The organism is Microcystis wesenbergii NRERC-220 (assembly GCF_032027425.1).
Taxonomy (GTDB): domain Bacteria; phylum Cyanobacteriota; class Cyanobacteriia; order Cyanobacteriales; family Microcystaceae; genus Microcystis; species Microcystis wesenbergii_A.
The window spans coordinates 2,210,329-2,235,092 of the sequence record NZ_JAVSJA010000001.1 but is presented as its reverse complement, the minus strand read 5'-3'; the positions used below and the strand labels follow the sequence as shown (position 1 = coordinate 2,235,092).

At 41.7% G+C, this 24,764-nt stretch carries 20 protein-coding genes and 3 pseudogenes; 14 read left to right on the top strand and 9 right to left on the bottom strand.

Features of this window, described 5'->3' with window-relative positions; all coding sequences use genetic code 11:
- Positions 1-56: 56 nt before the first annotated feature.
- The 7 genes and pseudogenes from RAM70_RS10955 to RAM70_RS10925 all read left to right on the top strand — a co-directional run.
- Positions 57-992: pseudogene (locus tag RAM70_RS10955) on the top strand (RNA-guided endonuclease InsQ/TnpB family protein); the annotation flags it as partial.
- A gap of 134 nt (positions 993-1,126) precedes the next feature.
- Positions 1,127-1,420 (top strand): annotated as a pseudogene (locus tag RAM70_RS10950) (zinc ribbon domain-containing protein); the annotation flags it as partial.
- 670 nt (positions 1,421-2,090) lie between these two features.
- A complete protein-coding gene (locus tag RAM70_RS10945; RefSeq protein ID WP_312673722.1) occupies positions 2,091-2,762 on the top strand; it encodes a PEP-CTERM sorting domain-containing protein in 672 nt (223 codons plus the stop codon).
- Positions 2,763-3,008: 246 nt separating this feature from the next.
- Positions 3,009-3,644 (top strand): bifunctional phosphoribosyl-AMP cyclohydrolase/phosphoribosyl-ATP diphosphatase HisIE, encoded by a 636-nt coding sequence (hisIE, locus tag RAM70_RS10940; protein ID WP_190381186.1) that lies wholly within the window; start codon positions 3,009-3,011, stop codon positions 3,642-3,644.
- Positions 3,645-3,738: 94 nt separating this feature from the next.
- Positions 3,739-5,124, top strand: a complete 1,386-nt coding sequence (locus tag RAM70_RS10935; protein ID WP_190381187.1) for an FAD-dependent oxidoreductase — start codon at positions 3,739-3,741, stop codon at positions 5,122-5,124.
- Positions 5,125-5,149: 25 nt separating this feature from the next.
- Positions 5,150-5,773, top strand: a complete 624-nt coding sequence (gene tmk / locus RAM70_RS10930; protein ID WP_045358430.1) for a dTMP kinase — start codon at positions 5,150-5,152, stop codon at positions 5,771-5,773.
- A 4-nt stretch (positions 5,774-5,777) separates the two neighbouring features.
- Entirely contained in the window at positions 5,778-7,271 is a 1,494-nt protein-coding gene (locus tag RAM70_RS10925) for a thymidylate synthase (protein WP_045358431.1), read from the top strand.
- 143 nt (positions 7,272-7,414) lie between these two features.
- On the opposite strand, the gene RAM70_RS10920 is transcribed toward RAM70_RS10925, so the two are convergent.
- From RAM70_RS10920 to RAM70_RS10905, 4 genes are all read right to left on the bottom strand, one after another.
- Entirely contained in the window at positions 7,415-7,846 is a 432-nt protein-coding gene (locus RAM70_RS10920) for a DUF4278 domain-containing protein (protein ID WP_045358432.1), read from the bottom strand.
- A 457-nt stretch (positions 7,847-8,303) separates the two neighbouring features.
- Positions 8,304-9,059, bottom strand: coding sequence for an ABC transporter ATP-binding protein (locus RAM70_RS10915; protein WP_045358433.1), 756 nt, complete (start codon positions 9,057-9,059; stop codon positions 8,304-8,306).
- On the bottom strand, positions 9,060-9,863 hold the full coding sequence (locus tag RAM70_RS10910; protein ID WP_190381190.1) for an ABC transporter permease: 804 nt from the start codon (positions 9,861-9,863) through the stop codon (positions 9,060-9,062).
- Between the two features lie 542 nt (positions 9,864-10,405).
- On the bottom strand, positions 10,406-11,281 hold the full coding sequence (locus RAM70_RS10905; protein ID WP_045358435.1) for an ABC transporter ATP-binding protein: 876 nt from the start codon (positions 11,279-11,281) through the stop codon (positions 10,406-10,408).
- A gap of 150 nt (positions 11,282-11,431) precedes the next feature.
- Here RAM70_RS10905 and RAM70_RS10900 point away from each other — a divergent pair, with 150 nt between their 5' ends.
- On the top strand, positions 11,432-11,932 hold the full coding sequence (locus RAM70_RS10900; protein WP_312673714.1) for a L,D-transpeptidase: 501 nt from the start codon (positions 11,432-11,434) through the stop codon (positions 11,930-11,932).
- Positions 11,933-12,311: 379 nt separating this feature from the next.
- Here the strand turns inward: RAM70_RS10900 and RAM70_RS10895 are convergent, their stop codons facing one another.
- Both RAM70_RS10895 and RAM70_RS10890 read right to left on the bottom strand, forming a co-directional pair.
- Complete coding sequence (locus RAM70_RS10895; RefSeq protein WP_045358437.1) at positions 12,312-13,034, bottom strand: UvrD-helicase domain-containing protein; 723 nt, start codon at positions 13,032-13,034, stop codon at positions 12,312-12,314.
- 270 nt (positions 13,035-13,304) lie between these two features.
- Entirely contained in the window at positions 13,305-13,877 is a 573-nt protein-coding gene (locus tag RAM70_RS10890; RefSeq protein ID WP_039900140.1) for a Uma2 family endonuclease, read from the bottom strand.
- Between the two features lie 209 nt (positions 13,878-14,086).
- Between RAM70_RS10890 and ileS the strand changes: the two genes are divergently transcribed.
- The 3 genes from ileS (at position 14,087) to RAM70_RS10875 (ending at position 18,693) form a co-directional block, all read left to right on the top strand.
- On the top strand, positions 14,087-16,945 hold the full coding sequence (gene ileS, locus RAM70_RS10885) for an isoleucine--tRNA ligase (protein WP_312673711.1): 2,859 nt from the start codon (positions 14,087-14,089) through the stop codon (positions 16,943-16,945).
- A gap of 103 nt (positions 16,946-17,048) precedes the next feature.
- The gene (locus RAM70_RS10880) at positions 17,049-17,471 is read left to right on the top strand and encodes a hypothetical protein (RefSeq protein ID WP_190381092.1); all 423 of its coding nucleotides are present in this window, start codon (positions 17,049-17,051) and stop codon (positions 17,469-17,471) included.
- Between the two features lie 10 nt (positions 17,472-17,481).
- Positions 17,482-18,693, top strand: coding sequence for a ParA family protein (locus tag RAM70_RS10875; RefSeq protein WP_312673708.1), 1,212 nt, complete (start codon positions 17,482-17,484; stop codon positions 18,691-18,693).
- On the opposite strand, the pseudogene RAM70_RS10870 reads toward RAM70_RS10875, so the two are convergent.
- Positions 18,691-18,878: pseudogene (locus tag RAM70_RS10870) on the bottom strand (hypothetical protein); the annotation flags it as partial. The gene RAM70_RS10875 and the pseudogene RAM70_RS10870 overlap by 3 nt on opposite strands.
- Before the next feature lie 90 nt (positions 18,879-18,968).
- On the opposite strand from RAM70_RS10870, the gene RAM70_RS10865 reads away from it, so the two are divergent.
- The 3 genes from RAM70_RS10865 (at position 18,969) to RAM70_RS10855 (ending at position 21,119) form a co-directional block, all read left to right on the top strand.
- A complete protein-coding gene (locus tag RAM70_RS10865) occupies positions 18,969-20,084 on the top strand; it encodes a GmrSD restriction endonuclease domain-containing protein (RefSeq protein ID WP_312673706.1) in 1,116 nt (371 codons plus the stop codon).
- Positions 20,074-20,577: a HEPN domain-containing protein gene (locus RAM70_RS10860; protein ID WP_312673704.1), complete on the top strand. Its 504-nt coding sequence runs from the start codon at positions 20,074-20,076 to the stop codon at positions 20,575-20,577. The genes RAM70_RS10865 and RAM70_RS10860 overlap by 11 nt, the downstream gene beginning before the upstream one ends.
- 125 nt (positions 20,578-20,702) lie before the next feature.
- On the top strand, positions 20,703-21,119 hold the full coding sequence (locus RAM70_RS10855) for a RidA family protein (protein WP_002771650.1): 417 nt from the start codon (positions 20,703-20,705) through the stop codon (positions 21,117-21,119).
- Positions 21,120-21,159: 40 nt separating this feature from the next.
- On the opposite strand, the gene RAM70_RS10850 is transcribed toward RAM70_RS10855, so the two are convergent.
- Both RAM70_RS10850 and RAM70_RS10845 read right to left on the bottom strand, forming a co-directional pair.
- Complete coding sequence (locus tag RAM70_RS10850; protein ID WP_004163413.1) at positions 21,160-23,040, bottom strand: DNA-directed RNA polymerase subunit gamma; 1,881 nt, start codon at positions 23,038-23,040, stop codon at positions 21,160-21,162.
- A 179-nt stretch (positions 23,041-23,219) separates the two neighbouring features.
- Positions 23,220-24,755: a WD40 repeat domain-containing protein gene (locus RAM70_RS10845; protein WP_312673699.1), complete on the bottom strand. Its 1,536-nt coding sequence runs from the start codon at positions 24,753-24,755 to the stop codon at positions 23,220-23,222.
- Positions 24,756-24,764: the final 9 nt, after the last annotated feature.

The window sequence follows — 24,764 nt, the reverse complement described above, 5'->3', positions numbered from 1 at the left end:
TGACATATTAGGCAGTAAGTGTGACAATTTAACTATACATCACGAAACTAACGACAGTGATAACGCTTACCTACCAGTACAAACTAAAGGTAAACAGACAACAGGAACGGGAGATAATCCACATTCTTGATGTTGGCAAGAGCGTTTATAATTACGCTCTTTCAGAACGGAAAGATTGGCTAAACTCTCGAAAGTGTCTTGCGGATCACTGTTCGCTAGTTTCCGAGTACATAATTCCTGCGGATGAACCCTATCCAAATTACTTCGTTCAAGCTAAAAATCTAACGGAAGCTAAAAAAGTTTACCCGATATTAAAGACGGTTAACGCTCAAGTTTTACAGCAAGTCTTAAAAACTGTAGATAAAGCTTTTTCTGACATGAAATCGAAAGGCTTCGGCTTTCCTAGATTTAAGAAAAAGATGCGGAGTTTGGTTTTTCCTGCGCTGTCAAAAAACTTTCTAGGGGATGGATGCTTGAATTTTCCGCAATTAGGAAAAATTCGGATTAGGAAATCTAGGGAGTACCCGTCTGGGTTTGAGCCTAAACAAGCTCAAATTATCCAAAAAGCGTCGGGATTTTACGTTTCGGTTTCTTTCCAATCTCCGGAATTAGTTCCCGATATGACAGTGGGGAAAACCTGTTTAGGAATCGACGCGGGGATTGAGAGTTTTGTCGCTACTTCACGGGGAGATTTAATCAAAGCCCCTCGATTTTTGTTGAAAGTACAGAGTAAGCTTAAATTGCTACAAAGACGCTTGAAACATCAAGTCAAAGGCTCGAACAATTGGTTGAAACTCCAAGAGAAGATAGCAAGATTACCTGAAAAAGTGTCTAATACTCGTAGAGATTGGCACTTTAAACTAGCTCATTACCTTTGTGATATTGCTGATAATATCTTTGTCGAAGATATTAACTTCGTTTCCTGGTCTAGAGGGATCGTTAGAAAACAATCTCTGGATTCAGGTATCGGTAGTTTTATTAACGAGATAAGTAGGTAGGCGTTAAAAGTTGTCAGACACCCCCCTTATCAAGGGTAGGGTTGATTCATGAATCAACCCTACCTTATCAAGGAGGGCAGGGGGGATCGAACCTAAAATCCATTTTTAATTTAATTATAACCAGCTACTTACTACCGTTTGTTGTTTGGAAACGGGGGAAATATTATCTTAAGGTCGATAAAAACGGAACTTCCCAGGAGTGTCCGAATTGTGGCGCGATTACCGGCAAAAAGTCGTTATCGGAAAGAGTTCACCGGTGTGATTCTTGCGGTCACATCGAACCAAGAGATACGGCATCAGCAAAAGTAATCGAGAACCGAGGCAAAAACGCGGTCGGACTGACCGTGTTAGAAAATGCTTGCGGAGGCGATTTGACGGGGGTCGTTCAGTTAAATCTGTTCGATCTAGTCAAGAGCCTATGAATCAAGAATCCCTTGCTACACCGCGCGAGCGGTTAGCGGGGGAGAGTCAACAGGCGAAATTGTTAGACAAGGTAACTGGATGAACCCGGAATCCCGAAGTGCTTAGTGCGATGGGAGCGTCAAATTGTCTTGATGAAAAATTAAGAAAAGAGCAACTTTTGTCAACACTTGTTTTTTTTGAAAAACTTAGCTAGACTTTTATCAGGTCAAACGAAAAGTTATCAAAAATCTTAAGGTTTTTTTAAGCTTTCTGTTGACTTTAACATAGAACGTAGGTTGGGCTTCGGCCGTGAGATCAGCGTTCGACCGAGCGTTCGACAAAAGCTCACGCCGAAGTCTCACGCCGAGGTCCGAACGGTTGAAGCATGAAACCCAACGCCCGCTCATGTTACGCTACCGCTGACCCATCCTACAAATAATTGTGCCCCCCTACTTAGACAATTCTCAAAAACTGTGCTATAACAAGCATATCTTGACCACTATTCCTTGTGCGATAAACAAGCTCAACGGGTCGTGTTGCAAGAAAAAGTATGGGTCTTAGGAACTAGGACTCCTGCCCGGGTCGGGAAGGTAAGACTTGCTATCTTGCATCCCATTGAAGCAGGAAGCTCCCAACTACGTTGAGAGTGATTCACCATAGTACACAAAACTAACGCTGGACAATTCAGTTATGCTTAGAAGAAACAAATTAACCAAAACTCTTGCTTTTCCCATCGCCACGGGAGCCGCCGCCATCGGCGTTCTCGCCGGCTCAGTGCTTACCGCTACCAGTGCCAGTGCAGCAACAGTATCGATTAACTGGGACCAATTCAAGGCTGGAACTACCCTCCAAGTGGGCGACAAAAAAGTTACATACGTCAGTGATACATTTGCTACTGGTGCGATACCAGGCACGACCACCTTCATTACCTTGAGCGAGGCTGGACAAGAGTATGCCTTTGAATTCGATCCAGTGGGTATGCTCTCTGCGGCTGGGTCTTTCACCTACACAATCGAGATCCTAGACCCCAACTTTCATTTTACAGGGGCTCAAGTGGATTCAGACGTAAATGTCAACCCTCCCCTCGGCTACGGGACTGTAACCACATTCCTTCAGGAACCCAATCTCACCTTAATATCACTTAACGGCTGGCCTGCCCCGCCTGCTCCTGGTTCTTTCAACCCTATTACTGGTGATCTCAAGAAGCTCACGGTCACGAATACACTTGCCCCTAATCCTGGTGGAACTCTGATGTCTTCGTCGAATAAATTCACACAAGGTACTGAAGTACCCGAACCGGGTACTATTCTCGGACTGCTCACCGTTGGTGGTCTAGGATTAGTTTCCCGCTTCAAGAGATGAAAATAACAGCTGCCAATATGGTCAAGACATTAATAGCTAAAGGTTAGATGCCCTGGCAGGGTTTCTGACTTTTAGCTTTTTCTTAATTATTGATGCTAACGCGAGCCAAGACCTAATTGTTGTTTTTAAGGGTCGTTAGCGGGTTTTGGGTTTTAGACAGGGATAATGAAGCCCTGGCGATATCATCGCTATATAATTAAGCTTTGGGTAATTTATCTCACCATAATTCTTGACCGCGAAAAACTGATGTCCTCTTTACTCTCCGCTATTCCCCTCGACGCGATCGCTTATAATCCCCAGGGTTTAGTACCAGCGATCGCTCAAGACTATCTTGATGCTACAGTGTTAATGATGGCCTGGATGAATCGGGAATCCCTCGAAAAAACCCTCACCACTGGGGAAGCGTGGTATTGGAGTCGTTCTCGTCAAGAATTGTGGCACAAGGGAGCCACTTCCGGCCATATCCAAAAAGTGCGTCAAATTCGCTACGATTGCGATAGTGATGCTATCTTACTGACTATTGAGCAAATCGGTGATATCGCCTGTCATACCGGCGAAAGAAGCTGTTTTCACCAAGTAAACTGGCAAAAATCACCGCCAGCGGCCGACACTCTCTCGGAATTGTTTAAGGTAATTTGCGATCGCAGAGACGATCCTCATCCGGAATCCTACACCTGTAAACTTTTGGCCGGAGGAGATAACAAAATTCTCAAGAAAATCGGCGAAGAATCGGCAGAAGTGGTCATGGCCTGCAAAGATAATGATGGCGATGCTATTACCGCAGAAGTGGCCGATCTTTTTTATCATACCCTCGTCGCCCTCGCCTATCACCAAGTCCCCCTGCGAGATGTCTATAAAAAACTGCAAGACCGGCGCCGGTAATCAGTTATCAGTTATCAGTTATCAGTTATCAGTTATCAGTTATCAGATTTGAGTTTTTATTGTTAAGTTTCCGGCTCCTGACGACCGAATATTTGTGGTTTACGACTTAGTAATTATCGGTGCCACTCCTGCGGGGATAGAAGCGGCTTTGTTGGCTGTTCACCTCAAAAAAAGGGTGGCTTTAGTGCAACAGCCTTCTAGGGACAATTTAGAGGCATCTGAGGACATTTTTAGCAAGGGCTACAGCCAAATTATCCATCTCTATAAACTGCTTAATCATTGGCAAGAAACGGCTATTTATCCCCAATGGCAACGGTTGCGGCAATGGTTAGAGGAAGTAGATAAAACTATTAATAAACATCATTCTTTAGCGAGATTAGCCACGGAAGGAATAGATGTTATCCTGGGTGGGGGGGAATTTGTCCGGCTGCCCCATTTGGGATTCGTGGTTAACGGTCGGCAATTGTTGGCTAAACACTATCTTATCGCTACTGGTTTTTATCCGCAAGTCCCGAAAATTTTCGGCTTAGATGAAGTTAATTATTTTACCGCTCAAACCCTTTGGCAAGAGCCAAATTTAGACAAGTTGGGACAACATTTAGCGATTATTGGCAACAGCAGCATGGCTGTGAGTTTAGCGCAAATTCTCCGACGTTTGGGGAAAGAAATTAGCTTAATTATCGAGGATAATTATCTGCTGCCGGATATTGATCGGGAAATCTCCCATTTAGTTACTGCCATTTTAGAAGCGGAAGGAATTAAGATTTTACCCGGCTATTGTCCTAGTCAAGTGAAAGCGATCGAGGGTCAAAAATGGCTACAATTAGGCAATCGTGTTATCGAAGTTGATGATCTGATTTTTGCCGGTAATTATCAAGTCAATGAACAGGGATTAAATTTGGCTGGGGTGGGAGTTAAACTAGAGCAAGGACTAATTAGGGTTAATCGGCAATTACAAACCGATAATTCCCGCATTTATGCCCTAAATTTGCTCAGAAATAATTATCCCGATCCTACTTTAAATCACCGGGCCGCTTTTGGGTTAGTCAAGCATCTGCTCACGGGAGAAAAATTTAACTTTAATCCCGATCAAATTCCCTCATTTATTGCTTTTGATCCGGCTATTGCTTGGGTGGGTTTAACCGGAAAAGCGGCCTGGGAGAGCTATGGTGAGGAGGTAAAGATGATCAACTATCCAATCAAAAATATGATCCCACAACAAATCTGGGGGGAAACCACGGGATTTTGTCAATTAATCTACCGACAAGATGGTAAAATACTGGGAGCGCAAATAGTCGGTAATCAAGCAGCAGAAATGATTAGTATTATCAGTTTAGCTTTACAAGAAAATTTAACCATACAATCCCTCAATAAAAATATTTATACTTGGGGAAGTATGGGAGAGATTATCGGAGAAATGACGCTATTAATCCCCCAGAAAAAATCTTGGTTAACTTGGCTAAAACAATTATTCAGATAATTAGATCGAGAAAGAAGATTAAATTATGAAACCGAAATTTATTGTCTTTGAAGGTATTGACGGATCGGGGACAAGTACCCAAGCAAAACTCCTACAAGAATATTTTTTCAAGCGCGGGGAAAAAGCAGTTTTAAGTCCGGAACCTTCCGAGGGAGTTATCGGTCGTTTGATTCGAGAAATAATGCAAACTAATCTTATTTCTATCGAAGATCAAAATAAATTTGACCGACAAATGGCTTATTTATTTGCAGCTGATCGCCATTATCACTTATATAATGATCATGATGGCGTTTTTAAACTTATTCAGCAAGAACAAACCCACGTTATCACTACGCGTTATTATTTTTCTTCCCTGGCCTACAATGGCAATAATCCCGAAGAATTGGCTTTTATTCGGCAGTTAAATCAACATTTTCCCAATCCCGATTTAGTCATTTATATCGATGTTCTTCCCGATATTTCTCTGGCAAGAATTAAAAACCGAGCCATCACAGAAGTGTACGAAAAACAAGAAAAGTTAATGAAAGTTCGTCAGATGTTTCTCCAGATATTTAAAGAATATAAAGATAATTGTTTACAACTGGATGGCAATGATACAATAGAACACCTTCACCAAAATATTATTAATTATCTTGACCGATTAATTTAAATCTATGCTCAGTATAGAAACCACCCCTAAATTCATCTACCAACCCCACTATAAACCCAATCAATTAATCTGCGGTCACGGCCAAACGGCAATTATCACGGGATGGACAGTAAAACAGTCCCTTGCTAAACATTTAAATCCCGACCAATACGCAGTAATTGGCAATCTTTATAGTCCCAGCAGAGGAATTAATCCCCTGCTGAGAAACTTAATAGCAAATCCCCACGTTAGATATTTAGTTATTCTCAACGCGACTAAGGAAGATAAAAACTCCGGTAGCTGTCAATGTTTACTAGACTTTTTTAGTCAAGGATTCCAGCTAGGAAAAAGTGACACAGGTAGAGAATGTTGGCTAATTAATTCTTCTATCACGGGATATATTGACAAAGAAATTGACCGAGAAACCCTTGAAAAATTACGTCAATCGATTCAATATCAACCAGTTAAATCCATTCAAGAAGCGATTGAAACTGTCAAAAATTATGCAGAACAATCTCCCTTACCAACTTGGGGAGAACCCTTAATCTTTCCTCTCTTAGAAAATCTTCCTTCTCTGCTACCTGGGACAAGATACGGTCATCGCATTGAAGGAAAAACTATTGCCGAAACTTGGGTAAAAATTCTCCAAAAGATTAAAACCACCGGCACAATTAGACCGACAGGATATGATGGTAAATGGCAAGAATTAATTGACCTAATGGCCGTTGTCACCGATGAACCCCCAGACTTTTATTTTCCCGAACCTAATTATTTGCCTATAGATAGACCTTTTCTCACCGAATATATCGGACAAATTCTCGATGATTCTCCTATACACCAAGGAGTTAAATACACCTACGGTCAAAGATTGCGCTCTTGGTTTGACCGAGACCAAATTGCACAGGTTATCAATAAATTAATCTCAGAAATTGACGCAGCTAGTGCAGTCATGTCCCTCTGGGATGTGAAAGACCACGAAAAGGGAGGTAGTCCCTGTTTAAATCATATTTGGGTGCGAGTGGTGGAAAATGAATTATCTCTCACTGCAATATTTAGAAGTAATGATATGTTTGCCGCTTGGCCGGCAAATGCCATGGGATTGCGTGCTTTACAGCAACATATTAGGGATGAGATTAGCAAGCGCTCCGACTACAATTTATCAATGGGTCCACTGATTACTATCAGTCAATCGGCCCATATATACGATGATACTTGGGAAAATGTCGAACGATTAATCGCCACCCAGTACGATAAAATTGTCAATCAGCGCGACTTTTTTGACCCTAGCGGTAACTTTTTGATTTCTGTGGAAGAAGAACAAATTCTTGTCCAACAAACTACCCCCGGCAGCGGGGAAATTGTCGCTTGTTATCAAGGCAAAAATCCCCTGAAATTAATCCGCGAGCTTGCAACTACTAATCCTGCGATTATTCCCGAACATATCGGTTATCTGGGAATCGAGTTACAAAAGGCATACAACTGTCTCAAGAATAATCAACCTTATATTCAAGACCAGTAGGAAGTGGGAAGTTTCAGTGAACAGTGAACAGTCAACAGTCAACAGTGAAAAGACAGTAGGAAACTTCTATTTAATACTGCTCACTTAAAACTCAAATCTGATAACTGATAACTGATAACTGATAACTGATAACTGATTACTGATTACTGGTCTTTGTTTGCTGAACCGGCACCGCGATATTTGAGAGATGAGGAGCGAATTGGGTTAGCCACCGTGGGATTATTGGTGATTTTAACCTCCGCACCGCGATATTTACCCCCTCGCTCCTTGACAGGAGCCTCGGCGACTGTTGGCTCCATATAGGCGGCGCCACGATACTTTTTCTCGCCGGCGGTTTCTGGAGTGGGGACGGGGACATTCTTCTGCTCTTCTTGTCCTTGCCAGAAAAAGGTGACAACAATCACAACTGTCAAGAGAATTAATAGCTGAATCTGCCAAGGAGCTAAAACCAGACTCAACACTAAACTAATGACCGTGGCGGCACTGGCAAGATAAGCGATCTCATCGCTGGACTTCTGCCAGAAATAGGCAGCCAAGGCAGCGGTGAATAGTGGTAACAAAAACAAATAGGACATTCTGGGTACACCTTGTCACGCTAGTGAACCAATCTCTCTATTATTACCTCCCTCGCTTCGATCGGCGAAAAATATTAACTTAGCTTATAGAACCTATAAGTTTTATTTTGTCAATCCTTCTTTACAATTCGTAAAAATATTGTTACATTTATTTACATGAACTAAAAGTTAAAGCAAAACAGCCAAGACAGCAAGCCAGTTCAGATTGTCTCGAGGAGTATCAGACAGCTTATGATTCGTTTAGCTCCAGACAACGGCAAAAAACTTGGCCTACTAGCTTAAAAAAGTTTTCGGGGTTTGGGTTTACCCCCTTGACAGATTTGCTTGAGTTCTCCTACATAACTTAGCGCTACCTCGGCTGGACACCGGGGTTTTTTATTTTGTTACAGCGTTTTCGACTAAGTAAAACGTAGATGAACTATCGCTATCTAACAATTGATTGAGATTACCTACTTAATTAAAAATTAACTTCATTTTGATGCACGGAATCCAAATAAAACTTGATTACATCTTCCGATGCACCCTGACATTGCAACTGGCCTTTATTCAGCCAAATTGCTTGGTTACAGGACTCTTGAATTAAAGTCAAATCGTGGGAAACTACTAAAATAGTAGCGTTAGAATTCCAGAATTTTTTTAAACGTCGTTTACACTTATTTTTAAAACTTTCATCCCCGACGGAAAGGACTTCATCAAGAATAAGAATATCGGGGTGAACCTCTGTTGCGATCGCAAATCCTAAACGAGCCACCATCCCGGAAGAAAGAGATTTCACTGGCGCTCCCATATATTCTTCTAACTCAGCAAAGTCGAGGATATCTTTGGTTTTTTCCTTCATTTCCTGACGAGAAAATCCCAGCATTACCCCATAGAGAATAATATTATCTTTTACTGGTAAATCTGGATCAAAACCCGCTCCTAATTCAATTAGAGAGGCAATTTGTCCCCTGACTCTCACCTGTCCCTTCGTCGGTTCTAGAATGCCACAAATAACTTTTAAAAGAGTAGATTTTCCTGCGCCATTAGCTCCAATGATACCTAATTTTGCTCCAGAATTAATGACTAAATTTATATCATCTAGAACTAATTTTTTGGCAGGTTGACGATATTTGCCTTCAAGAATAGAGAAGATTGTCCTTTTCAGATCGTAAGAAAATTCTTCTTGAGTACGTCTTTGGAGAGACACTTGATCGAGTCGAATTACTTCTGTCATTTATAATAAATCCATAAATAAATGTCGCCAGAGTCGGAAGCAAGTCCAACCAATTCCTAAGATGATGATCCCACCAAGTAGAGATTGAAAAATCAAACCAAAATCTGGTAATCCAGGGGAAAGGGACAATTGGCGAATGCTTTCGATTACCGGTAATAATGGGTTTAATAGGAGGAATGGTTGTACGGAAGGAGGAATAATTTCTGGGGGATAGAAAATCGGGCTGCTAATCCAAGCGACAAAACAAACAATTTCGTAAAAATAGGGTAAGTCTCTGAAGAAAACGTAGAGGGTACTGATAAAGAAACCCACTCCCGTGCAAACCAGAGAAAGACCGATCACGGGAAAAATCAGAGCAATTACATTAATTAAACTTTGAGACTTCCAGAGAGTTACTATAGCCAAAAGGGGAAAGATACTAATAGCAAATTGAAAAATATTGGCCACTACCATGGAAACGGGAAAGATGCTAACCGGCAGACGAATTTTATTTAAAATACTGCCATTACTAACGATACTAGGTAAAGCTTGGTTAGTGGAAGCATTAAAGAAATTTATTACCACTAAACCAGTGAAAGCAGCTAGGACATAGTTAACTAGAGAATTATCAAAATAAGAGGCGAAAACCGTGCCGAAAATTGCCGTGTATAGTGCAGTCATAATCACGGGATTTAACAAAGACCAGTAAACCCCCAGAAAAGAACCCCGATAGCGTCCCTTGAGATTACGTTCCACTAAAACACTAAGCAATTCGTAATATCGCCGCGCTGTTGACCATCTAGTTTTTGCCTGGAGATCGGTCATAGGGATAATTGTCATCTCGTCAGTACTCAGTGCTTCATTCTAAACGATTCCCGTCAATTTTGTCTATTGATCGAGGGGGGACTCTAGTTTTTATCCAGTTCCCGACGACTCTCCCTCTCGGGAAAAAGTTCCCTCCCTAGGCCATTTATCCGGCTCAAAAAGCTTAAAAACCGCTAAAAGCCTCTTTTTTTAGGGTTGAACTCGGTTTTTAGGGACAGCCTCAGCTAATTGACCTAGACTCTAAGCTGCCCGCGTATTTAAATTGCTTGTTGAGATGAGGCACTCTTGCAACAGGCAAGCCCCCCAACCCCCCACCCCCCCTGCCCCCCCGACATCGGGGGGGGTTGGGGGGCAAGGGGGGGCGGGGGAAATTCAGCTAATCTAAGGATAGGCAGTTAAAATGCGTCTTAGCTTAGCAAGTTTGCCAATAAAATAGACACCGGATAAAAGCCAAGAAATGGCGATTTAAACACAGCTAATCTCCGAAAAACTGGAGTCAAAAACCGATAACTGAACAACTTCCTAACAGCCAAACCAAGAATCTAATCTAATTGATGTCCCGTCAGTTCCACAAAGATATCTTCGAGGTTGGAAGGACGACACATTACCCCAGTTTTATCGCTCAAACTGTCCATATAGGAGTTAGCATCAGCCACAGTGGGGAAGAATTTATAATCGATTTTATCGCCAACTTGTTTGATAACTAATCCCTCGCCATACTTAGCGCGAAAATCCGTGAGAGTTCCTAATTCGATTAATTTGCCCGCGTCCATAATGCCAATTCTGCCCGTTTTTCCTGTGCCGTTATCCTGACAGAGAAATTCCACTTCTTCCATGTAGTGAGTGGTTAATAAAATTGTCATTCCTTGCCGGTTTAAATCGCGAATTACTTCCCACAAACGACGACGATTTTGGGGGTCTAAACCGACAGTTGGTTCATCGAGAAAGAGGATTTTTGGTTCGTGAAGAAGGGCGCGAGCAATCTGTAAACGTCGTTTCATCCCTCCGGAAAGAGTTTTGGCCAGGGCAGATTTTCGATCGCTTAAACTGACATAATCTAAATAGCGATCGATTAATTCCTGTCTCTGGGGATTGGGGATATGGTGCATCCGGCCGTGAAATTCCATATTTTCCCAGACGGTTAATTCCCCATCAACGCTAATCTGTTGCAAGACTACCCCTATATTTTTTTTCACCTGATCGCGGTATTTTTTCACATCATACCCCGCCACTGCGATTTCTCCTTGACTTGCTTCGGTTAGGGTGATAATCATGCGGATTGTCGTCGATTTTCCCGCACCGTTGGGACCGAGTAAACCAAAGATTTCCCCTTTTTCGATAGCAAAGGAAAGCTCGTTAACTACTGGGAGATTATTGTAGATTTTAGAAACGCGATCGAGAGCAATAGCGGCGGTCATAGTTACAAAAGTTAATATTCCAGCTATGGATTAGTGTAACCGAATTAGCCTAACTCGACTCCGATTTGATCGGAAGCATCCCGCAGTGATCATATATCGTCACAATCAGACTAGAATGCAGATAAAAAATTTTGACTTTGCTGGTATCAGATGCGAGTTTTGCTGCCGATTCTCTGTTTATGTCTAGGAATGGGGGAATTTTTCCTCAATCCCCCGATTAGTCCCGTCAATTCCCTTCCCGCAACCACGGCAACCCGAACGGAAACCCGTTTGCTGCTGAATTTAAAAAAAAGACGGGTTTTTGTTTACCAAGGACAGAAAATAATTGCTTCTTACCCAGGGGCGATCGGTCGTCGGGGTTGGGAAACCCCGACGGGACAATTTAGGGTGATTCAGATGGTGCGGGAACCAGTCTGGGAACATCCTTTAACCGGTCAACTGGTGCCATCGGGAAAAAACAACCCTTTAGGGGCGCGTTGGCTCGGATTTTGGACCGATGGCGAGAATTTTATCGGTTTTCACGGTACACCCCCAGAAAATCTCATCGGTCGGGCCGTCTGCCACGGTTGCGTCAGGATGCGCGATCGAGATATAAAGGCTTTATTTGAAAAGGTACAAATCGGCACTTCAGTGATAGTAATCGCTCAATAGAAACAATGGGAAAATAATAAGCTGTTAACTAGGGTTTGCGGCAAAAAGTTTGTTGGTGGGGTTAGGAGTCTGGGGAGTCAGTCCCGATGAAAAAATTTTCACCCCCACAGATGAAAGAGGTTTCCTTCCCTTGTGGTGAAACTAGCCCTTAAATCATGACGATACCAAATTTGTCGATGTTGATAGGAATTCCACTTATATCCTTGAGCTTTTAGCAAGTCTCTAATCTGAATAGTCGGGGGAGAACCTTGCCCTTTTTGATTGCCAATTTCAATAGTTATATATTTTGACTTATCTCCTAGTATGGGATATTCTTGCCAATTGATTTTATTCAGATTTAAATGGGCAAGAAAGGGCGAATAGTTAGGACTTTCTGTAATTATATAAAGTTGCTTGATCGCACGGGTGAGAGCCCCATAAAAAAGCGGTTGAAAGCTAGTATTAATATTTCACTTGGTAAAATACCACAATGTTTCTGCAAAAATAAAGCTTTCTTGACTAATGTGCTAGTTTTGCCACTCCCCGCACGCGCTAAGACTTGGATATTATTATTGACTTCTCCAATGGCTACAGACTGCTCTAAATCTGGTTTTCTTCCTAGATTTTTTTCTAGCCAAGATTGCACAAATCTATGTTTTTCTTGCCAAAATTCTTCCTTAGTCAGATATTTATACAATCTTTCCTGATAAAATTTATTGACATTAAGTAAATCATATTCAAGCTTCTGATAAGTTTCTTGTCGTATTGTATCTTTAATTTCTGGTACTTTTTGGAAAATTTCTTGTACGGTAATAAAGGGAAATATATCACTAAATTGATTAATAATTTTATCGATTTTATATTCAGAAAAAAAATTATGCTGATATTTAATATGCACATACACAGTATCATCCTCGTATTTTATGTTTATGATTTGTCCATATTTATAATTCTTGGTACCTTTTATCCCCGTCTTTTTCCCTTTGTATTTCACTTCTTCACGAATACGACTTACCTTTTTACCCACAAGAAGCTTCCAAGCTTGATCATAATTACCAACAAGCTCGGCAAATTCCTGAATATTATTAATTACTAATTGCTTATTTAGGTTTGAATTATCCATTGTTACCTCACCAGACCTTACACGATCGAGTGCTGTCTTTCGGCTATGTTTATTGTTCCCTAGGGCAGTTGAAAACTAACAGCGATCGCTTCCCATAAACATAAAGTATAACCTAATTTGGTATTGACGAACAGCTACCCAAGAGGAAAACTTCCTAGAGGTTTGACAAATAGAATTAAATGCTTGATAATCTCGGTTTTTAGGCAAAGGGAGACAGATCTACCCCTATCCCTAGAGACATAAAAGTGCGCTGTCAAAAAATAATTGTAATCATACCAAACCGGGGACTTTGCGATAGATAGAAGCGATCGATCCCCGGAATCCTACACTGGTAAATTCTACCTCATCTCCCGCTTCATAGATCTGTTCTTGCCAAACTCCCGAATCCTCGCGACGGTGACATTCAATTTTCATCTGGTTTTGATGAATAAGAATATATTCTTTTAAGGTGGGACAGGTTTGATAATCACTAAACTTATCACCCCTATCAAAGGATTCCGTAGATTTCGATAATACTTCAATAATCAGAACGGGATAGAGAATAAAATCATCGGTATTGTTAATCTCTCTCTCGTCACAAACCACCGCAATATCGGGATAATAATAACAATTTGCCTCCTCTAACCGGACTTTGATATCGGAAGTGAGAACAAGACAGGGACTATCATCGAGATGGATACTTAATAAAGTGGCTAGATTTGTATTTAAGACAATATGCGGCTTTTTTGCGCCTACCATCGCATAAATCCGTCCTTTTCGGTACTCGTGCTTGATCGGACTGACTCTTTCCCCTTCTAGATACACTTCTGGAGAGACATAAAAAAAATTAGGATTCGTCACCATCGTCCTCATGCTCCCTATCCTCGAATAACTGAATTATAGCCTTTCGGAATCATCGCTCTTGGACACAATCTCGCTAGACTTATAGATCAATGATTGTCACTTGTAATATTTATATTACAGTTATGTGACAGACTAGAGATAACGACTCTCAAAGGGACGTTATTTAGGAATAAATCCCGAAAACGATTGATATCCATAGGTTTGCCAGAATGTCCAACGCTAAAAGTTACAAAGATACCGTTAATTTGCCTCAAACTGACTTTGATATGCGAGCAAATGCCAGCAAACGTGAGCCAGAAATCCAGAAATTCTGGCAAGATGAGCAAATATACGAGAAATTAGCGCAAAATAACCCCAAAGAATTATTTATTCTCCACGATGGACCACCCTACGCTAACGGGTCTCTGCATATCGGTCATGCTTTAAACAAAATTCTCAAAGACATTATCAATAAATATAAACTGCTGCAAGGCTACAAAGTGCGCTATGTGCCGGGTTGGGATTGTCACGGGTTGCCGATCGAACTGAAGGTTTTACAAAGTCTCAAAAGCTCGGAAAAAGAGGGTCTAACCCCTTTGAAATTACGTCAGAAAGCCCACGATTTTGCCCTTCAAACGCAAAAAGAACAGTGTGAAGGTTTCAAAAGGTATGGAGTCTGGGGAGACTGGGAAAATCCCTATTTAACCCTACAACCAGAATACGAGGCCGCTCAAATTGCCGTATTCGGAAAAATGGCCCTGAAAGGTTATATTTATCGGGGACTAAAACCGGTTCACTGGAGTCCTAGTTCTCAAACCGCTTTAGCTGAGGCAGAATTAGAATATCCCGAAGGTCACACTTCCCGCAGTGTCTATGTTGCTTTTCCGATTACGTCAGTTTCAACCCCGGTTTTAAGGCCATTTTTGCCTAATTTATCCGTGGCTATCTGGACGACTACCCCCTGGACTTTACCCGGGAATTTGGCCGTCGCATTGAACCCAGAATTAAACTATTCAGTGGTGGAAACTAGCGAGTCTAATTATCTAATCGTAGCGACGGATTTAGTCGAAAAATTGTCCGACACTTTTAACACAACTTTGACGATTAAAGCAACGGTTAAAGGTCTGGAATTAGAACATACTAAATATCGTCATCCTTTGTTTGACAGAGAAAGTGCGATTCTTATCGGTGGGGATTATGTCACCACTGATTCCGGCACCGGATTAGTTCATACTGCTCCCGGTCATGGTCAGGAGGATTATATCGTCGGTCAACGTTACGGTTTACCGATACTTTCTCCCGTGGATGATCAGGGAAATTTTACCGCAGAAGCGGGACAATTTGCGGGTTTAAATGTCTTGAAAGATGCTAATGAAGCAATCATTTTAGCACTGACAGAAAAGGGTGCGTTACTCAAAGAGGAAGCATATCAGCATAAATATCCCTACGATTGGAGAACCAAAAAACCGACAATTTTTCGCGCAACGGAACAATGGTTTGCTTCCGTGGAAGGATTCCGGGAATTAGCTTTAGAAGCGATTGATTCGGTGCGTTGGATTCCTGCAACGGGTAAGAATCGCATCACTTCTATGGTTAGTGAAAGAAGTGATTGGTGTATCTCTCGTCAGCGCAGTTGGGGGGTTCCTATTCCTGTTTTTTATGACGAAGAAACGAATGAACCTCTGTTAACCGAGAAGACGATTAATCACGTTCAAGCTATCTTCGCGGTCAAGGGTTCTAATGCTTGGTGGGAGTTATCGGTAGAGGAATTATTGCCTCCCAGTTATCGTGATAATGGTCGCAGTTATCGCAAGGGAATGGATACTATGGATGTGTGGTTTGATTCTGGTTCTAGTTGGAATGCGGTGGCTAATGCTCGACCAGAATTAAGTTATCCTGCGGATATGTATCTAGAAGGATCGGATCAGCATCGGGGATGGTTTCAATCGAGTTTATTAACCAGTGTGGCTGCTAATGGTATTGCTCCCTATAAAACGGTGTTAACTCACGGTTTTGTTTTGGATGAACAGGGACGAAAAATGAGTAAATCTCTGGGTAATGTCATCGATCCCAATGTGATCATTAATGGTGGTAAAGACCAGAAAAAAGAACCCGCTTATGGGGTGGATGTGATTCGGTTATGGGTGTCCTCGGTGGACTATACCAATGATGTGAATATTGGTCAAAATATTCTCAAACAGTTGGTAGATATCCGTAATAAAATCCGTAATACTGCCAGGTTTTTACTGGGGAGTTTAAATGATTTTGATCCCGTTAAAGATGCGGTAGCTTATGAAGAGCTACCGGAGATCGATCGCTATATGTTACATCGTATCTCGGAGGTGTTTACGGAAGTAACGGCAGCTTTTGAAAGTTTCCAATTTTTCCGCTTTTTCCAGACGGTACAGAATTTTTGTGTTGTCGATTTATCTAACTTTTATATCGACATCGCTAAGGATCGTTTATATATTTCTGATCCTAATTCTTTCCGTCGTCGCAGTTGTCAAACAGTCTATGCTATTGCTTTAGAAAATCTCGCTAAAGCGATCGCTCCTGTCCTGTCTCATCTAGCGGAAGATATATGGCAATTTCTCCCCTACAAAACTCCTTATTTATCGGTATTTGAGTCAGGATGGCTAAACATCGATCCTGCTTGGAATAATCGCGAATTGGCCGATAAATGGGCCAAATTCCGGCAGCTACGCACCGAAGTTAATAAGGTGATGGAAACTGCCAGAAATGATAAGGCGATCGGTGCTTCTTTAGAGGCAAAAGTTTTACTTTATGTTCCCGATGAAACCTTACAACAGGAGTTAGAATTATTCAACAATTGTGATAGTTTAACGGGAAATAAAGTCGATGAATTGCGTTATCTATTTCTCTCTTCCCAGGTGGAATTAGTTAGTGATATTAGCGCGATTCAAACCGCAGAATATAAGGGAGAATCAGACTTTGTTTCGGTGGGAATTGTCAAAGCAGACGGCGAAAAATGCGATCGCTGTTGGAATTATTCCACTCAAGTGGGAAAATTTGCCGATGATCCCACTATTTGCGAGCGCTGTAATGCCGCTTTAAAAGGAGAGTTCTAAGCTAAACTAAAAGGGTGCTTTATTGTCTAATAAAGTACCCTTGTTTAATCCTCAGCTAAAAACTTATTCACAGATATTAACTCTAGCGAATAGATAATTAGGGATGGAAGATTACCAATCAGCTTTTTTACAACGTCATCAAGATACAGAAATACTTTGTAAATCTAATAGGAAAATAGCTGCTATGCACTTTGGAGGTATTACGATCGAATGTTTGCTGAAATCTATGATCTTAGCTTCGGTATCCAATAAAGAATGGAAAACTAAGTCCAATAACCCCGGACATACCATAACTAATCCGGGTCACAGTTTGACAGCTGCTCTAAAAAGTAATAATCGTCTCTATTCGAGAGTTCAAAATTATCCAGACGTGATAAAATGGATTAATATAGTAGAAAATCCTAGTCAAAATTTTATAGATATGCGTTATTCCAGCAGTGAACCGAATGACGATAAATACAAAGAGTGGTTATCAGCTTATACAGGTCTGAAACAATGGCTTCAGAAACAAGCTACTCAACTTTAAGGAGATAGTTATGTCAGAAACTTGGTTAAGATCACTGAAACAAAAATTAACAGATATATATGTTCAAAAAGAAGCACAAGAATGGGTTGATATCAATGTATCTACTGCTGGACTTTTGAATATAACTATCGTCAGTGATAAGTTTGAAAATTTATCAACAACTCAGCGAATAGAAGCAGTTAAAAATGACATAGGACAACAGCATAAATCTTTAGGTTTTATATCTTTATATACTATTCAGGAGGCAGCCTCTCTCGATCTAAAAGCTCCACAACTTCTGGACGAAAAATCAATTCACACTTGGCAAGATTTAGCTTTGTGGTCAACTAATCCACAAAATCAATCACCGTCTTCTCCTGAACTTTGTCTTCCTAGAACCGTAACTTTTTATTCTTTTAAAGGGGGAGTAGGTAGGACAACTGCTTTAATTCATGTTGCTTGGATTTTAGCGATGCGAGGTCGTAAAGTAGTAGCTGTTGACTTGGATTTAGAAGCACCGGGGTTAAGCACAGCTTTTCCCTTAAATCCCTCACCGAAATACGGAATTGTGGACTATTTTTATGAAAAATCCTATTTACCAGAAGGTGTAACAGCAAAGATTAATATCACTGAAATATTTGGAGAAGTTAATATTCCCGATGCAACGGGAAGACTATTTATTGTTCCTGCGGGTTATTTGAGTCTTGATTACATTACTAAAGTTGATGATCTGCGAGCAACAACAATTCTCAATAATGGGGAAACACTCTGGTCAACTTTTAGTCGAGAGATTCAAAATCAGTTAAAACCTGATCTTATCTTAGTAGATTCGTGTACTGGAATCAATGAATGGGGAGCTTTATCTTTACTACAGGCAGCCAACGAAGCAATTATTTTTTTATTTCCTAACGAACAAAATCAAAAAGGAATCGAGCTTCTTTTGCAATCTTTGACTTCTTTTGGCCGACTTTCGCTTAATTTTGTTTTTTCACCTGTTCCCGATTTAAGTGATACAGGAATAGCTAAAGTTACTCATGCTTGGCAAATTTTACAAAAATATATTGACAAAAATATAGATATAGATGAAACTACCGATCATGATTTAGATATAGATTTAGAAGACTATTTAATCATACCTTATATTCCCTCGATCGCTCTAGCAGACCGTTATCCTGTCACTGGATTACTGGATTATTATACTCCCATTGCTAGCTTAATCGATGAAGATACCAATTTTCAGTAGATAGCATCCGAGGGAACCTTGATTCCTTCTTAATTCTCGCTTTGGTAGTGCTTTGATGACATCCCAGCTGCCATTTGCCATTGAGATAAATTTCCCTCTTGACCAAGTTGATAGAGCAAGTTTCTTTGTTCTATGTTAAGATGTTGGTGGCTTCGTTTTTGGTTCTGATCTGTTGTTGTATTGATCAGACAGTACCTGATGATCCTTTTTCTGTCAACTCTTAAGGAGTCGTGCGTTTCATTTTTGAATTGGCAATATTAGGAGGGATAAAAATTATGGTTAATTATCTCAGTCAAGAAGAGAAATTACTAGCAGCCGAAGAAGAAAAGTATCTAGAGGAAGAAGATGATGTGGATTTTCCTCCTGTAGATATTATTGCTTACAATGAGCAGCGATCCTGCTCTGATCTAGTTAGAATGTATCAAAAAAAACAATTGGTTATCGATCCAGATTTTCAAAGAGATGTGGTGTGGAGTGAGGCACAACAAACTCGTTTTATTGATAGTTTAATGAAACAGTTACCGATTCCTAGTATGTGTATTAGTCTTGACTATAAGACAGATAAACGCTATATCATCGATGGATTACAACGAATTAGTACCATCGTCAAATTTTTAACTACTGAAAATTGGAGGCTATCAAAATTAGCTGATGTAGATTCGTCTATTTCTGGAAAAACAGTTGAGGAAATAAAAACTCAGCATGAAGAATTATATGAACGCGTAGAAAATATGACTATTCCCATCACCATGATTCGCTATGACTCCAGCAAAAAAACTCATAATAATTATATTTTTAACATTTTCCATCGCTTAAATACCGGTGGAGTAAAACTTAATAATCAGGAGATCAGAAATTGTATCTATAATGGCGAGTTTAATACTTTTTTAAAAGAATGCGCTCAATATGAAAACTGGCTTTTGCTGATGGATCGAAAGCAGAAAAAAGCATCTCGATTTGAAGATGAAGAATTAGTTCTTCGTTTCTTTGCTTTTTATGATGGATATCAGAACTACAAGGGGAAATTGACCGGATTTTTAAATGATTATATGTATAAACATAGATTGGCTCATGAAGATTTTATTCAAGATAAAGATGAATTATTTAAGCAAACTGTTGACTTGATTTATGATAGAATCTTCAAAGAGGAACCTCTCAAAACCAGTAAAGTTATTGCTGAGGGAATTCTGTTAGGAGTTGCCAAAAATTTAGATACTTTAGTCAATCTCTCCAATGATGAATTACAAGACAAGTATTCTAGATTAATAAAATCTGAACCATTTTTAACTGAAAATTTATCTGGTGGTATGTATCGAAAAGATAAGGCTTTAGAGAGAATTAATACATCTATCAAAATTTTTTCATCTACTTCTACTGGTAATGATTACTAAAAGTTATTTATTCAAGACGCTAAACAGGCTTGATAAACTCTATAATGACTCTACAAGTGATGATCAAAAGATTTTTTATTCTAAACTAGCTCTTATAGAATTATGTGGCTGGATCGAGGAAACTATGGATGATATAGTTTTAAGATGTGCTAAACGATGCTTAAAGTCCCCAGCTAACCAAAAATTCATCAAAGACGAGATTATTAAGCCTAACTCTAACTTTCAATATGAAGCTTTTAGAAAAATGTTGATGATAGTTATTGGTTTAGCAACATTAGAAAAAATTGAAAAAAAGTTAGAAAAAACTGATAAAATTAGTGCTTTAAAAGGTGATCTTGTTAATCTAAAGAAAAGTCGCAATCGAGCGGCTCATACTCATACTAAAGGTACTTTGAGAACCTATGACGCTCCTTCTAAAACTCAACATGATTTTGATAGAATATATGCTTTGTTAACAGAGTTAGATGCAGAATTGCAGCGTCATAAGTGTTGACTTATTTCTCGTACAATCGCTTTTAGCGCACCTTCGACAAAGACAATCAGTCAAAATTAAACCCCCTAACCAGCGAAAATTAACTACAAGCGATCGAAAAACTGGGAAAATATTCAATTGATTCAATGTCATCTTTTTTAACTATCCTGCCCATGAATAATCAGGTCATCCGTACTGATAAAGCTCCGGCCCCTGTGGGTCCCTATAATCAAGCGATCGCCGCTACTGGTCCTTTTCTCTTTGTTGCGGGACAAATTCCCCTAGATCCCGTCACGGGTGAAATCGTCTCCGGGGAAATTAGCGCCCAAACCGAACAAGTTATGGCCAATCTAGAGGGCATTTTAACCGCTGCCGGGGCTAATTGGTCAAATGTGGTGAAAACTACCGTCTTTCTCTCGGATTTAGCCAATTTCGGGGCGATGAATCAAGTTTATGCCCGTTATTTCCCCCCGGAAACTGCCCCGGCCCGGGCCTGTGTGGAGGTGGCCCGTCTTCCCAAAGATGTGCTAGTGGAAATAGAATGTATTGCCGCTTTAGCCTAAAAATTAAGGTGGGCAATGCCCACCCTAAGGGAATCTCTCTCTAGACCACCAAAGCCTCTAGAATCGTCTTATTGTAGATAATTCGCCCTACAGTAGTACGCACATACTGAGAAATTATCTCACCATCCTTCTCGCGGGTTTTGCGCTCCCGATAATATTTCCAGATGCTGCCATCGGGGAGAGTTTCCGTTTCCAGGACTTCCTCATCGGGTTTATTGGTTTTCACCTTTTCTCCGACTGGTAAACGCAACCACACAGAAGCGTGCAGATCCACCAATCCCTGATCAAAAGCGCGAATAGCGTCATCCATGCTGGCGAAATAACGACCCCCACCCTTTTGGGCCTTGGGATTTTCGGCCGTGAGATAATAACAACCCAAAACCATATCCTGAGAAGGGGCAACAATCGGGCGACCGGTCGCCGGTGAGAGAATATTATGACAAGCTAACATCAATAATCGCGCTTCCGATTGTGCTTCCAGGGAGAGGGGAATATGTACGGCCATTTGGTCGCCGTCAAAGTCAGCGTTAAAAGCGGGACAGACGAGGGGATGTAACTGAATCGCCCGGCCCTCCACCAATATCGGTTCAAACGCTTGAATGCCCAAACGGTGCAGGGTGGGGGCGCGGTTTAACATCACCGGGTGTCCCGTGATCACTTCATCCAAGACGTGCCAAACATTGGCATCCCCCCGTTGGATCATTTTCTTGGCCGCCTTGATATTATTGACGATGCCTAATTTAATTAAACGATGGATAACGAAGGGTTGGAACAATTCGATCGCCATTTCCCGGGGTAAACCGCATTGATAGATCTTCAATTTCGGACCGACAACGATAACCGAACGTCCCGAATAGTCAACCCGTTTACCGAGGAGATTTTGACGGAAACGCCCCTGTTTACCCTCGATAATATCCGATAAAGACTTCAGGGCGCGATTATTGGCCCCCACCACCGTGCGACCGCGACGACCGTTATCAATTAAAGCATCGACGGCCTCCTGTAACATCCGTTTTTCGTTGCGGACGATAATTTCGGGGGCGAGAATTTCTTGCAGACGGGATAAACGGTTATTGCGGTTAATCACCCGACGGTAGAGATCGTTCAGGTCAGAGGTGGCAAAACGGCCGCCGTCCAACTGCACCATCGGGCGTAAATCGGGAGGAATCACGGGAATTACGCTTAAAACCATCCATTCTGCCTGAGAACCCGTGGCGATAAAGTTATCGATTACCCGGAGACGTTTAATTAATTTTGCCCGTTTTTGCCCTTTACTTTCGACAATTTCCGTCCGCAGTCTTTCCGCTTCTTCTTCCAGGTTAATTTCCTGTAAGAGTCTTTGGATAGCCTCGGCCCCGATACCCACTTCAATGCCGACTAATTCCGAATCCTCCGCGTAGATTTCTTCTTCGATCTCTAACCATTGATCTTCGCTGAGGAGTTGTTTATAACTAAGATTGCCTGCGTTACCCGGATCGAGAACCACATAGGCATTAAAATAGACGATTTGCTCCACGTCCCGCAGGGGCATATCGAGCAGGATACTGAGATAACTGGGAATACCTTTGAGATACCAAACGTGGGTGACGGGGGCAGCTAATTTGATAAAACCCATGCGATGACGACGTACCCGGGACTCGGTGACTTCCACCCCGCAACGTTCACAGACAATCCCCCGGTGACGGACGCGCTTGTATTTACCGCACCAACATTCCCAGTCTTTGGAGGGGCCAAAAATTTTCTCGCAGAATAACCCATCCATTTCCGGTTTGAGAGTCCGATAGTTGATCGTTTCTGGTTTGGTTACTTCTCCGACGACTTGACCGTTAGGTAGGGTTCTTTCTCCCCATTGCCGAATTCTCTCGGGGGACGCTAAACCGATTTTGACGTAATCAAATCTTTGATCTGTTGGAGTCTTCATTCTGAATTTTTTACTATGGGTAATGATCTGGGATAAGCGATCGCTCTCGCGTTCTCGATGCCCCGATGACAACTATTGGGCAGAAACGACTATTAACTCAGTCACTTTTTCTTGGGGTCAAACTAGCCCGACCGAGTCCGGGACATTACATTATACAATTTTTCTAGTTCGATCGACCATTAAGTGATATTTTCCCAGATGGTGATGCTACCGTCGGCCGCGGCCGCTGCTAGGTGGCAATAATCGGGGCTGAGAACTAAACTGGAGATCGGCGACGATCGCCCATCGGCAGGGGTGAGAGTTGCGATCGCCTGTTGATAATTGGCTAACCAGATTTTAATCTCTCCGTCGGTTCCCCCGGTAAATAACCATTGACCCTCCTCTGCGAATACCAAGCTTGTCACCTGACCATTATGGGCATTGATCACCCGAATTGGCGCAAAATGACCGCTTTTCTCGGGGTCGTATTGCCAGATTTTCACTGTCCCATCCACACAACCGGCGGCAATAATCTGACCATCGGCAGCGATCGCAAGACTCTCTACCGAAGAAACGTTACCTGATAAGACGGCGATTTTTTCTCCCGATCCCAATTGCCAGAGGGTGACAGTGCCATCACCCCCAGCTGCGGCGATAAAATCTTGATTAGGAGCCACCGCTAGGGCATAAATTGCCCCCAGACTGTCATAGGAGCTAAATTCTTCGGTTTCCTGCTCTAAATTCCACTGTTTTAGGGTTTGATCGTAACTACCACTAACCAAAAAATGCCACCGAGGGGCAAAATCTAGGCCGTGAATCGAACCGAGATGACCGAGGAAAATTTGATTTAATTCCAGACTACTGGCATCGCTGGCTAAAGTCCATAATTTAACGGTTTGATCGAATCCTCCCGTCGCTAGATGATAATCGCCGTTTCCGGTGACTGCTAGGGCTAAAATGCCCTGATCATGAGCTTCCACCGTATTAATCAGGGTTCCTCTCGCAAAATCCCAGATTTTTAGGGTACGATCCCAACTAACGCTAATTAAAAACCGTTGATCCTCGGTAATTGCGATCGCTGTAATCATTTCCCGATGGGCGGTCAGACGGCGATAATAATGCCAATGGGGGATAGGGACGGGGGGGGAAGCGGGAGTTAAATTAAGGGCGGGTAGGGTGATTTGTGGCTCATTTTCCGCTTTTGTGGCGGTAATATCCGCCGATTCTTCGTTAATCGGCAAAATCTCTCTGTGTAAGCGACCGTAGGATTTTTCCAGATGTTCGATGCGTTCGAGCAGCCCGTTACGGTTGATATATTGGATAATTTGATTGTAGGACTGTTCGAGGACGAGAATATTCTCCTCTAATTCTGCGATCTCGCGTAGCGAGCGCGTTGCGACCGCACGTTCGTTATCCCTGGCCACCGCGGGATCGAGGGACTGTATTTGGGCCGATAAAGCTTCTTTTTCTTCTTCCCACTGACTCTGTAAATGACCGGTCATCTCAGTTAAGCGTTGACGTTGCAGGGTTCTTTCTCGGAGACGATTGAGAATATTTAACGCGAAAGTTACGACTAGGAGGAACAAAGGCAAAAACCCCGCACCCATGGCCATAAGGGTAAGCAGGGTTAATCCTAGGGCGATATATTCCGCTAATTCTAGCCAATGGGGGCGATGGTCGGTCATTTTGCAGTTACCGGTAAAGGGATTTTGATGATCTCCTGATTTCAGACTCATGGTAACTCT